Raw genomic sequence first — 12,538 nt, 5'->3', positions numbered from 1 at the left:
TCTGAAATAATGAATCAAGCCCAAAATACTTCTAAAAACGGAAAAACCACGGCTATCGTCGCCTATATCACAATCATAGGTTTTATCATTGCCATATTTATGAATATGGACGATAAAGATAAACTGGCTAGTTTTCATATTCGCCAGGCCTTTGGAGCTCATATCATCTTTTATTTATTAGGAGCTGTAGCTTCAATGTTTAGCGATCTTTTTATTCCTTCAGCTTTTTATTTAGTCTCTGTAATTATTTGGATTTATGGTTTGGTTGCTGCTGTTCAGGGAGAATTTAAAATGATCCCTTATATCGGAGTTTATTTTCAAAAATGGTTTAAATCGATTACTTAATGCAAACTGCAAATCTTTCTTTAGAACATCTTATTAAACAACCAAAAGGACAAACCGAAAAAGCTCCGGTAGTTTTTATGTTTCATGGCTATGGTAGCAATGAACAGGACCTTTTTAGTTTTGCTGGTGAGTTACCAGAAGAGTTTTTTGTGATCTCGGTAAAAGCGCCCTACCCAATGCAGCCCAGCGGAAATGCCTGGTACGCCATTTATTTTGATGATGTAAAAGGAAAGTTTAGTGATGATGAGCAAGCGATCGAATCTAGAGATCTAATTGCTAAATTTATAGATGAAGCGATTGAAGCTTATCCTATAAACAAAAATAAAGTTACGCTCTTAGGTTTTAGCCAGGGAAGTATTTTAAGTTATGCTGTTGCCCTTTCATATCCAGAAAAAGTGAAAAATGTTATTGCGCTAAGCGGCTACGTGAATAAAGCAATCATAAAAAACGGCTTCGAAAATAACGATTTTGAGCATTTAAATTTTTACTGTTCTCACGGAACGGTAGACCAGGTAATCCCAATCGAATGGGCAAGAGAAACCAAACCTTTCCTGGATCAATTAACTATCAAAAACACTTATTCTGAATTTCCCGTAGGTCATGGTGTTGCTCCACAAAATTTCTATGAGCTTAAGGAATGGTTAGAGAAGAATGGGTAGTTAATCTGAGAATACTATCTTTTTAGATATTAAAAATCTAAAGGGCATTAGGATAGATACTGTCAACATAGTACATAATAAATAATGAATAGCCAATTTTGAAAAAAGAAAAAACAATACATTAGCTAGCCCATAGAAGCTTAATATATAAACAATAAACTTCAATAATTTTTTATTATCATGTTTGGTTCTGAACAGGTATTTTAGCTGAACTACATATAATAGAATATAATTTAATGCATAAGCTAAACAAAAAGCTTCTTGATTATTTATTTTTAAAATCTCAATAAAAAGATATAAGCTAATAAAAACGAAGGCATAGCTAGCAATGCTAATAAAAATGTATCTATATAAAAGTCTATTATTTTTAAAAAACTCATTCATTTCTTTTCTTAGCTAATAGAATTGTCCAAGGTAAAGGAGATTGAACGGCGATCACTTCTCCAAAATATTTTTCTACGAATTCTATAATTCCTTTTCTTGACCAGTGATTTAAGTGCCCAGGCGTATTACCAAATTTATTGAGATATTTTAATCTGCACATATTAAGAATTCTCCATAATGGTTCTCTCGGGACACCTAATATTAGATAATTGGAACTAATTCTTGAAATTTCTTTAAGAGCTTGTTTTGGATAATCTAAATGTTCTAAAACTTCTAGTAAAAAAACTAAATCTACTTTTGAACTGTCATATTTTAGTTGATACACGCTTTCCTGAAAAATATTTAAAGTAGGGTTATTTTTTATGCTTTTAGGTACTAATTTTTGTACATATTCTGAAGCAGAAAGTTTTTTAAACTTAAATTGATTAAGTTTTTTTGTAGAAAAGCCTTCTCCACAACCTATTTCATGTGCTATCAAAGATTTATTATTTTCAGGAATTCGATTCACTAATATTTCAACAGATCGAAAATAGTTATGTACTAATCTTTTAGCTATAAAACCATTATTTTCATATTTACCTGCAAAATCCTCGTTCTCTGGGGTAGCCTGTAAAGTTGAATGATCAAATTTCTCCAATTTATTTATTTTTAAGAAGTAATAAAATCTTTTCTTGATTTCGTCTTATCCTGTTTAACATATCTGCTATAAGAGCAAGTATAACCAGTAATACGGACATCCCTAATAATGCCAAAGAAAATATTCCTAAGCTCTTATATGGTGTTATATATCCTGTATCTAACCAATGATAGAATACAAACCCACCTATGATGACTGCAAGTAAAAAAACTATTGAAGCTATGGTAAAAAAGAACTGAAATGGTTTATAATCTTTCAATGCCTTAAAAATAATTATGCTCGTTTTAAAAGCATATCTAAATAGATTGTTAGCAACTCTAGATACCCTACCTTCAAAATACTTCACTTTAACAGGAATTTGAGCTACTCTAAAATTTTTATCTAAAAGATCTAGGATTGTTTCATGGGTATAAGTAAACGCTCCCTGTAAATTTAAACTTATCAAACATTCCCTTGAATATGCTCGAAAACCACAGGAAGAGTCACTAATTCTTATCTTAGTAATAACCGAAATAATATTACTAATTCTTTTATTGCCCCAATATTTAATTTTTGGCATTTCATTAGGTCTTCTATTGTAAAACCTATCACCTATACTAAAATCTGCTTCTTTAAGCATAATTGGATTTACTAAATCCAATATCTGATTTACATCAAATTGTCCATCTGCATCTATACTCACTAGGAAATCATACCTATTATTGACAGAGTAATTTAGCGCAGTTTCAAATGCTTTACCAACTCCTTTATTAGAGTAATGGCTTATGACTTTGGCTCCTGCTTCTTTAGAAACTTTAGCTGTTAGATCATTACTTCCGTCATCCACGACAAGAACCTCACATTTAAGCGAATCTAAATTAAAGATTGATTTGATAACACCTTCAATGGTTTTTTCTTCGTTAAATGCTGGTATATAAACTAGCGTTTTAGATTTTTCTATCATTAGATTCTAAAAATATCTTTCAAAATACAGAATATCAATCCTTATTTCATTTAAGACATAAACTATACAGATTAACTGCGATACAATAATAAACCATTTTTTAGGAAAGTCTATTTTATCAAAAAATAAATAAAATCCGATTAAGAATCCTGGTAATAATATTAACCAATATCGGCTAAAACCAGTTCCTGCGTAAATTAAACCTAACATAGTTAGAATAAGTGCAAAAAACAATACTCGAATTCCTTTACTTAGATAATTGAAGTTCAAAATATAACCTAAAATAAAAGTAAAAATCAATAGTAGGCTTGAAAAAAAATCCCGTAATCCAGTCACCGGTAAAAACAAAGAAATAAAGGCAGGAATTCCATTAATTTTGTTTACCTCTTCATGCTGAATTAGCCCTAATCCTGCTTTTATATTATAAAGAGTTTTGCTTTCAGTTTTGAACCTGTTGAAATAGCTAATCTCAGATAAATTAGAGAGTTCTATCATATATACATACTTAAACCATAAAATGATTGGCATTAAGGCGATACAGATAAACAAACATAATTTTATTCTATTTCTTAAATTATTTTGCTTCATCACCATTATGAAATCGTAAACCACTATTGCTCCAAGAATAAAATATAAATACCTTGTTAAAGAAATCAATAAGAACAATAGAACAATCTTATAAAAATTAGAAACAGAATATTCTTTTTTAGATAAATAATACATAAGCCCCCAAAAACATACGAAAAGCACTGATTCTGGATAAAAACTAGAATAAAAGACTATTCCTATGGGATTAACTATTGTTAGAGAAATAATAGTTAGAATAATCTTTTTTTCAAGTTCTATGTTTTTTAAAAATTTATAAAGAAAAAAAAGTCCTCCCAAAAATAATAATATGGGGAAAATTTTAGCAATCAAAATTGAAAGCTCAGGAAATTCTAAACTGTAAAAGAAAGCCAAAATTAAAGGCATTACAGGAGCTACAGTCGATGGATTATCTACTTGATAATATCTACCTTCTAAAATATTCTTAGCAATTTGGAAATAAGTAATTTCATCTGCCTGAAGAGGGATTATAAAGGTCCTTATCATCGATAAAATACTTAGAATAAAAATCGTATAAAAGAACCATTTATTCTTGCTAAGTTTAATTCGCTTCATAAAATTAAATACAGGTGTTTCTACACTCAGTTTTTTATTCTGGTAAATTTAATGAATCAATTCGAATCCCTTTTAAAGTTATTTTAACTTTATAATATGACATTTATTAGGTTTCATGCTTCAAATTACTGGTAAATTTGTACCACTTCTAAATAAAATAGAAGTGTTTTGAAACTAATTTAATTGTTAAATATCCCCATAAAACAGGGAATTAGCATCAAAAATCTCACTAAGTGAGAAAAAATAAGCACTATGAATAAAGGTATCTACATTGCTACCATGGAAGAAGACAGTGGAAAGTCTTTAATCTCCTTGGGGCTAATGCAAACACTTTTGGGAAAAACCGATAAAGTAGGATATTTTAGACCCATCATCGACGATTTCCCCGAAGGTCAAAAAGACAATCACATTGAAACTATTCTTTCCCATTTTGATATCGAAATCCCTTATGAAAAAGCATACGGAGTTACCCGTAAAGAGTTAGTAGATAAGAGAAACGAAGGCAAAGCTGGCGAAATCATCGACGTAATTATCCAGAAATACAAGGATCTGGAAGAACAGTTTAATTTTGTTTTGGTTGAAGGGACTGACTTTTCTGTGAAGGGAAATGTATTCGAGTTCGACACCAACGTAACAGTGGCAAAGAACCTGGGATTACCAACAATCATTATTTCCAGCGGAAAAGATAAAACTCAGAAAGAACTGGTTGATGCGCTAAACTTTGCATATAGTTCTTTTAATAATCGTGATGTAAAAGTTATTGGTGTTGTTGCCAATAAAATTCAGGAAGAAAATATAGAAAAGGTCAAGGTAGATCTGGATAAATTTTTCCCAAAAGAGGTAGAAGTTTCTATCGTACCAATGATCAATACTCTTTTGCATCCAACCATTAAGGAAATCGTAGAAGAATTAGATGGTAAGGTTCTTTTTGGTGAAACACACCTAAATAATCAAACCGGTAGCTTTGGCGTTGGTGCCATGCAGCTTAGAAATTATATCACCAAGCTTAAAGAAAATAGCCTTGTAATTACTCCGGGAGATCGTGCAGATATTATTCTTGGCGCATTACAGGCTCATATTTCGGCTAATTATCCACCAATTTCAGGAATTATACTTACAGGAGGATTAATTCCTGAAGACAGCATTCTAAAGCTTATTGAAGGACTTTCTCAAATTGTCCCTATCGTATCTGTACAAGGAGGTACTTTTGGAGTGACTAACCAGATTGGAAGCATTAAATCCCAAATTTATAAGGACAGTAAGCAAAAGATCATGACCTCCCTTGCGGTGTCTGATAAATACCTGAATCTTGATAGCCTTACCGAAAAACTATTCAATTTTCAGCCAAAAGCGCTTACGCCAAAAATGTTTCAGTATAGCCTTTATAAACGTGCACAACAATCTAGAAAACGCATTGTACTTCCCGAGGGAACAGATGAACGAATTCTTATTGCGACTATGCGTTTAATCGCTCTGGACATTGTAGATATTACCCTTCTTGGAAATATCGATAAGATTAAAAATAAAATTGCAGATCTTGGTTTAAATATCGATCTAAGTAAAGTTAGCGTGATCGATCCTGTACATTCCGATAAATACGAAGACTATTCTGAAACCTTCTACGAGCTTAGAAAACATAAAAATGTAAATATGGATATGGCTCGCGATATGATGGCAGATGTGTCTTATTTTGGAACTATGATGATCCATAAAGGTGATGCCGATGGGATGGTTTCAGGAGCTGCACATACCACTCAGCATACCATTAGACCGGCGCTTCAATTCATCAAAACAAAACCAGGGGTATCTGTAGTTTCTTCAGTGTTCTTTATGTGTTTAGAAGATCGTGTTTCAGTATTTGGTGATTGCGCAATCAATCCAAACCCTAATGCTGCCGAGCTTGCTGAAATCGCTATTTCTTCCGCAGAAAGTAGTAAAGCCTTTGGTATCGAACCAAAAATTGCGATGCTGTCTTACTCTTCTGGAACCTCTGGAAAAGGTGAAGATGTAGATCGTGTTCGGGAGGCTACAGAAATTGTAAGAAGCAAACGCCCAGATCTTAAGATTGAAGGTCCTATTCAGTACGACGCTGCAGTAGATGCTACGGTAGGAAAAAGCAAACTACCAGATTCTGAAGTTGCAGGACAGGCCAGCGTACTTATTTTCCCAGATCTTAACACCGGGAACAATACCTACAAGGCTGTACAACGTGAAACCGGAGCTTTGGCTATTGGCCCAATGTTACAGGGGCTTAACAAACCTGTTAACGATCTTAGTAGAGGCTGCACCGTAGACGACGTATTTAACACCGTAATAATAACCGCGATCCAGGCACAAGGAATTTAATATGAATATTTTAGTAATCAACTCAGGGAGTTCTTCCATAAAATACCAACTTATAAAAATGCCAGAAGAAACGGTGGCAGCAAGCGGACTCGTAGAACGTATTGGTCTAGAGGGTTCTTTGCTTCACTATAAAGCTGGCGAAACTAAACTCACTAAAGAAATAGATATCCCTAATCACGAAACTGGTTTAAAGCAAATCACTCAGTTTTTAATGGATAAAGAAGTGGGTGTTGTTGAGGATGAAAAACATATTCAAGTTGTAGGACATCGTGTGGTTCACGGCGGAAAAAGTTTTTCTAAAACTGTTGAAGTTACCGAAGATGTAAAAGCAAAAATTAGAAATCTTTTTCCTTTAGCGCCATTACATAATCCTCACAATTTAAGAGGAATCGAGGTTGCTGAAAGTGTTTTTCCTGAAGCAAAACAAGTAGTAGTTTTCGATACGGCTTATTTTCAAACCATGCCTCAAAAAGCTTATCAATATGCAATTCCGAAGAAATTTTTAGAGGATCATGATGTTAGAGCCTATGGATTTCATGGAACCAGCCATAAATATGTTTCTGAAAAAGCAATCGAATATTTAAACGAAAAAGGACTTCCTTCAGAAAAAATCATAAGCGTTCACCTTGGTAACGGTTGTAGTATTACCGCTATCAAAAACGGAAAAGCCATCGACCACTCTTTAGGAATGGGACCTGCAAACGGATTGATAATGGGAACTCGTGCAGGCGATATCGACCAATCGGTTATTTTTTATCTAATCGATAAACTTGGTTACACTGCTGAAGAGGTTAATAATATTTTACTTAAAGAAAGCGGAATGTTAGGCCTTACCGGCTATAGCGATATGCGTGATATCGAAGAACGATCTGCTGAAGGTGACGAAAATTGCAGACTTGCACTTTACATCAATGGTTATAAGATCAAAAAATATATTGGATCTTATATCGCGGCTATGAATGGTGTAGATGCTGTTATTTTTACTGCCGGAATTGGCGAAAACAGTAGCGTGATTAGAAAAATAGCTTTAGAGGATATGGAATATTTGGGACTTCATCTGGATCATCGCAAAAATGATGTTCGTGGAAAAACGATTCGTCCAATAAATTCCCCTGATGCAGAGAAACAAATTTTAATTGTTCCTACCAACGAAGAATTAGAGATTGCCAAGCAGTCATATGCTTTGGTGAACTAATATATTTATCTGTTAAGTTGAATAAGCTCAGATTCGTTAAAATCTGAGCTTATTTTTTAAGTTGTATTTTTATAATTATTTCTTCGAAAGTAATTCTTTTAGCTTTGGTAGATCCTTATAATATTGCTCCAGGCTCCAATTCATCTGAAAAGCCTGCTGAAGATAGGTTTTCATATCTGGAAGACCAACTTCTGCTCGTAAACTATCCACTTTTTCAGGATTTTCGATAGGCTGAACATAGTTTTTACCGGTTTTTGCATCATACCACACCTGGCTACCATAAATTTGCTTCCCTCCTTCCCTTAAAGCTATTCGATCTTTCAGCAAAGCAAGATTAGAAGCTAAGGTTTTACCATTTATAACCGCAGATTCGATAATAGGTAGATACTTTTTTTGCGTATCTACATCGGCATGCTGAATCACTAAAAATATGGTTTGATTTTGCTGCAAATTCAGGTTTTCTGGCCATCCATTTTGTAAGATTTCAATCACTTTTTTTTGATTGATTGAATCCTGTGTTTTCATTGCGCCAATAAGCTCCTTAAATTCTGAAGTATTCGTTTTTCCCTGTTGCTGAAGTTGAATGAGTTCCATTCTTATCCCCTGATCGGTTTTCCAAATAGCATCTAAGTCTGCTGAAATTTGCTGATTTTGAGCAAAAACAGATTGAAAAATAAAGAATAAAGAAACTAAAATAACTGATGATAATCTTTTCATGATTGATGTCTTTCTTTGAAGACGAATCAGGTAAAGATTTGTTTCAGGGAAAAATTAGTTTAACAATTCGTCCAATTTCTTCTTTAATTCTTCTGGATGAATTTTATCATTTAAAACCACACGATCTGGATCTAAGAGAAAAGCGGTTGGATAACCTAAGACCGTAAACTTATTATTGACTTTTTCATTTTCATCCAAAAGATGTATCCAGTTTATCTTATCTTGAGCAATAGCTTTTTTCCATTTTTCTTCATCAGAATCTACAGATACACTTATAATTTCAAAATCTTCTCTGGAATAATCTGAATAGAACTTTACTATTTCTTTATTTGCTTTTCTACAAGGAGCGCACCAGGAAGCCCAAAAATCTACAAGCACATATTTTGCTTTTATATCCTTAAATTCTATAGTTTTTCCATTTTGATCTTTGAGACTAAAATTAGAGATTGTATCCCCAGCTTCAACAGAGTTCACTTTTTTCTGAATCTCAGTAAGATGATCTTTAATCAAAGAATGATTTCTAAGTTTTGGATCAATAGCCTTTACCAAACTGGTGTCAGATTCCTGTAAATATGGCTTAGTATATAAGGCAAAAACAGAAGAAAAAGAATTAGAATGATCCTTTATAAATGCATCAAGAAAATTATTAATTTTTTTATCATGCTTAGAATTCTCTGTTAAATATTTTACATCCTTTGTATCATTAAAAAGCTTAGTATTTTCCATTTTGATATCCTTCAAAAAATTAATATTTTGATAAAGAGTATCTAACTCTGTATTGATTTTAGAAGAAACTTTTGATGTTTTTAATGAGTCTTTTATTTCTATTTTATTTTTCCCCTTAGATATTATAAAAATTTTTCGATCTGTAGCGTGACCGTATTGGGCAGGGTTACTTAGTCCAAATTGAAAATTTGCAAAACCTAAAAATTGATTTTTAAGGGGAACCTTTGGCGCATGATTAACTGTATCAAAAGATAGGGTAGCAAGCAATGGATATTCTGAAATACTATCCAATTCGAACTCAAATTTTCCATTTTCTGATGGAGTTTTGCTTGAAGTAACTAAATTGCCGTCCTTAATATATTTTAAAAATAGTGTTCTATCCTTATAATTTTGCCTAATAGTACCTTCTAAAATTGTCTTATCCTTTACATCGTCATCTTTTGACTGATCACAGGAACCAAAAATTAGAATAAAAAGTATTGAGAAAATTAAACGATTAAAGTGTAAATAATTCTGCATTTATGAGAGATTTCCCATAAAGGTATTAAATAATTATTTTCTTAACGTTTATCTATAAAAAATTATTCCGAAGGGTACAAAAATGAATTTAAAGCTTCAAATTCTATGCTCCCATCTTCGTTGATGTAATACTTCAATAAAATTTCTCCCCAGTGTTCGCCATCGGTGAAGTTTGCGATAAGCCATTTGTGATTTAGCAGCTTTACTTTATTGATGCGCATTGGGCCACTCATTCCTTCAAAAGGAACCATTTTATTGTCCTCACTGCTTTTATTCATATCGATTAAAACATCCTGAACTTTACGCTCAATTTCGGCTGCTTCTAATCCCATATTTTCAAAATAAGTGATCGCAGGTTCGTTTCTTTTTAAGCTAAAATCATAAAAATCTTCAGATCCCGTCGTCTTTGCATTTTCTTTTTCAGCTTCTATTTCATCTAATTGTTTTTGTAAACTCACGATTTTTTCGATTTGATCGTCTAGAATTTTCTTGTCGTTTACATAAATGAAAATGGCAAACAATGCGGCGAAAATGAATAAATATAGTAGGATCTTATTTTTCATCGATAGTAATTTTCAAATTATCATAAGCTAAATGAACATTTTCAGGTAAAGATTGTTCGACCTCTTCATGAAATCCCAGCAAATGACTAATATGCGTTAAATAAGTTTTTTTTGGTTGAATTTTCTCAATAAAAGCTAATGCTTCAGCAAGATTAAAGTGTGAATGATGTGGTTCTATTCGCAGCGCACTTACCACTACAACTTCAAGATTCATTAATTTTTCGGCTTCTTTTTCAGAAATAGATTTTATATCCGTTAAATATGCAAAATCACCCATTCGGTAACCGTAAACCTGCAACCTATTGTGCATATAACTTACCGGAGTAATTATCTTTCCTTCAATTTCGAAGTCATTATCAGTAACAATATGCTCTTTTACTCCGGGCGCACCTGGATATTTATTTTCAGTAACAAAAATATAATCAAAGCGTTTTTTTAAAGAATTTAAAACACGTTGGTGCGCATAAATTGGGATGTCTCCCTGTCTAAAAAAAAAGGGTCTAATATCATCTAAACCTGCTACATGATCGTTATGCTCGTGGGTAAAAAGTATGGCATCCAGCCTGGAAAAATTGTTTGCAAGCATTTGCATCCTAAAGTCGGGACCACAATCTATTAAAATATTAAGCCCGTCCCACTCTACCATTACAGAGACCCTTAAACGCTTATCTTTAGGGTTTTCACTTAAGCAAACTGGGTGTGTGCTGCCTATGATGGGGATTCCCTGAGATGTTCCTGTACCTAGAAATGTAACTTTCAAGAATGTTATATTTGTTACAAAGTTAGGTATTTATTTTTTGTTTACTTTACTGTTTTAGTACCTTTGGCTGCGTAAAAAGGAAATTCATCTAAAAGGAAAAATATGCCAATCACCATAATGGGCGACAAGGAATTTGAGAATGTTCCTTCGATAAAGAGTAAAGCACTCCGCATCAATCTAAATGAAAATATTTATGGTACCTTTTCTGAAATTGGCGCAGGACAGGAAACTGTAAGAAATTTTTTTAGAGCTGGCGGTGCTTCTGGTACGATTGCGAAGGCGATGAGTGCCTACGATAAAGACTTTAGTGATGCTATTTACGGCGTAGAAAACGACAGAAGATACGTTACAGAAGCCCGACTAAAGAAAATGCTTTCTCATGAAATTAATCTAATTGAGGAAAGGATTTCCAGAGAAAAGCACCCAAATAAACTTTTCTTTAGCTACGCCAATACAGTTGCAACCATAGATTTTGCAAAAAAATATAAAGGACATGGCTGGGTAGGAATTCGCTATCAGGTAAGTCCAGAGGAAGATTATAACGAGATTAGTCTTCATATTCGTTTTAAAGAAAACGATGCCCGTCACCAACAAAATACTTTAGGGATTTTAGGAGTAAATCTTATTTACGGTGCTTATTACAAGTACGATAGTCCTAAAAAATTACTTAGATATTTATACGATCATATTGATAAAGATCAAATAGAGATCGACACCATAAACTTTTCTGGACCAAGATTTGAACGCGTTGATAACCGATTAATGAGTTTACAGCTGGTTAAAAATGGAATGACCGATGCGGTAATGTTTAGCCCAGATGGAAACAATGTACTTCCGGCAAAAATTCTTTACAAGAAAAATATCCTTGCACTTCGTGGTAGTTTTAGACCAGTGACAAAAGTGAACATGGATATGTTCGAGAAGTCTCGAGAATTATTCTTTAGTGAAAACCGAGTTTCTGAAGAAGATACAGAAGTAATTTTTGAGATTACACTTTCTAACTTAAGAGCTGAAGGCGAGATTAATGAAAAAGACTTTATGGATCGTGCAAAACTGCTTTGTTCTTTAGGACAAACGGTAATGATCTCTAATTTCCAGGAATATTATAAAGTGGTAGAATACTTTAGCAAATATTCTAAGATGAGAATGGGTCTTGCTATGGGTGTAAATAATCTGGTAGACGTTTTTGATGAAAAATATTATCGTCATTTAAGCGGAGGCATTCTTGAAGCATTTGGTAAGTTGTTCTTTAAAGATCTTAAAGTATATCTATATCCACTAAAAGATCCAGAAACTGGAGAAATTACAACAAGTGAAAACTTAATGGTACACCCACGTATGAAAGAATTATATAAATTCTTTAAATACAATGGCCGTGTAGAAGATATCGAAAATTATAACCCAGATATTCTGGATATTTATTCTAGAGAAGTGCTACAAATGATCACTGATGGTAAAGAAGGGTGGGAAGATATGCTACCAGAAAAAACCACAAGTATGATCAAAGAACAAAACTTATTTCATTATAAAGAAAATAAAGAAAAGGCTCAAAAAGTCTAATCTTTGTTATAAGATATATAGAA

At 33.0% G+C, this 12,538-nt stretch carries 13 protein-coding genes; 5 read left to right on the top strand and 8 right to left on the bottom strand.

The features are described 5' to 3' along the window. Positions 1-9 precede the first annotated feature (9 nt). Complete coding sequence (locus IIF7_RS12870; protein ID WP_084842102.1) at positions 10-345, top strand: hypothetical protein; 336 nt, start codon at positions 10-12, stop codon at positions 343-345. Beyond that, positions 345-1,004: an alpha/beta hydrolase gene (locus IIF7_RS12865; RefSeq protein WP_084842101.1), complete on the top strand. Its 660-nt coding sequence runs from the start codon at positions 345-347 to the stop codon at positions 1,002-1,004. The genes IIF7_RS12870 and IIF7_RS12865 overlap by 1 nt, the downstream gene beginning before the upstream one ends. Here IIF7_RS12865 and IIF7_RS21215 read toward each other — a convergent pair whose 3' ends face one another. From IIF7_RS21215 to IIF7_RS12845, 4 genes are read right to left on the bottom strand one after another with little or no spacing between them, the layout of a single operon-like run. Beyond that, entirely contained in the window at positions 1,005-1,388 is a 384-nt protein-coding gene (locus tag IIF7_RS21215; protein WP_084842100.1) for a GtrA family protein, read from the bottom strand. Then, complete coding sequence (locus IIF7_RS12855; protein WP_176218954.1) at positions 1,381-2,025, bottom strand: class I SAM-dependent methyltransferase; 645 nt, start codon at positions 2,023-2,025, stop codon at positions 1,381-1,383. Before IIF7_RS12855 ends, IIF7_RS21215 begins: the two co-directional genes overlap by 8 nt. A gap of 1 nt (position 2,026) precedes the next feature. Then, positions 2,027-2,968 (bottom strand): glycosyltransferase family 2 protein, encoded by a 942-nt coding sequence (locus IIF7_RS12850; RefSeq protein WP_084842098.1) that lies wholly within the window; start codon positions 2,966-2,968, stop codon positions 2,027-2,029. A 6-nt stretch (positions 2,969-2,974) separates the two neighbouring features. Next, a complete protein-coding gene (locus IIF7_RS12845) occupies positions 2,975-4,129 on the bottom strand; it encodes a hypothetical protein (RefSeq protein WP_176218953.1) in 1,155 nt (384 codons plus the stop codon). 252 nt (positions 4,130-4,381) lie between these two features. On the opposite strand from IIF7_RS12845, the gene pta reads away from it, so the two are divergent. Both pta and IIF7_RS12835 read left to right on the top strand, forming a co-directional pair. Continuing rightward, a complete protein-coding gene (gene pta / locus IIF7_RS12840) occupies positions 4,382-6,475 on the top strand; it encodes a phosphate acetyltransferase (protein ID WP_084842096.1) in 2,094 nt (697 codons plus the stop codon). Position 6,476: 1 nt separating this feature from the next. Next, on the top strand, positions 6,477-7,670 hold the full coding sequence (locus IIF7_RS12835; protein ID WP_084842095.1) for an acetate/propionate family kinase: 1,194 nt from the start codon (positions 6,477-6,479) through the stop codon (positions 7,668-7,670). 75 nt (positions 7,671-7,745) lie between these two features. On the opposite strand, the gene IIF7_RS12830 is transcribed toward IIF7_RS12835, so the two are convergent. From IIF7_RS12830 to IIF7_RS12815, 4 genes are all read right to left on the bottom strand, one after another. After that, complete coding sequence (locus IIF7_RS12830) at positions 7,746-8,387, bottom strand: DUF6624 domain-containing protein (RefSeq protein WP_084842094.1); 642 nt, start codon at positions 8,385-8,387, stop codon at positions 7,746-7,748. Between the two features lie 54 nt (positions 8,388-8,441). Continuing rightward, entirely contained in the window at positions 8,442-9,632 is a 1,191-nt protein-coding gene (locus IIF7_RS12825) for a TlpA family protein disulfide reductase (protein WP_084842093.1), read from the bottom strand. Positions 9,633-9,694: 62 nt separating this feature from the next. Beyond that, entirely contained in the window at positions 9,695-10,195 is a 501-nt protein-coding gene (locus IIF7_RS12820; RefSeq protein WP_245801629.1) for a hypothetical protein, read from the bottom strand. After that, positions 10,185-10,955, bottom strand: a complete 771-nt coding sequence (locus tag IIF7_RS12815) for an MBL fold metallo-hydrolase (RefSeq protein ID WP_084842092.1) — start codon at positions 10,953-10,955, stop codon at positions 10,185-10,187. The genes IIF7_RS12820 and IIF7_RS12815 overlap by 11 nt, the downstream gene beginning before the upstream one ends. Positions 10,956-11,057: 102 nt before the next feature. Between IIF7_RS12815 and IIF7_RS12810 the strand changes: the two genes are divergently transcribed. Continuing rightward, positions 11,058-12,515: a nicotinate-nucleotide adenylyltransferase gene (locus IIF7_RS12810; RefSeq protein ID WP_084842091.1), complete on the top strand. Its 1,458-nt coding sequence runs from the start codon at positions 11,058-11,060 to the stop codon at positions 12,513-12,515. Positions 12,516-12,538 lie beyond the last annotated feature (23 nt).

Origin of the sequence: Zunongwangia atlantica 22II14-10F7 (genome assembly GCF_002094855.1) — a bacterium.
GTDB classification, from domain to species: Bacteria; Bacteroidota; Bacteroidia; order Flavobacteriales; family Flavobacteriaceae; genus Zunongwangia; species Zunongwangia atlantica.
The sequence above is the reverse complement of the archived record's forward strand: the minus strand, read 5'-3'. Positions and strand labels throughout refer to the sequence as shown.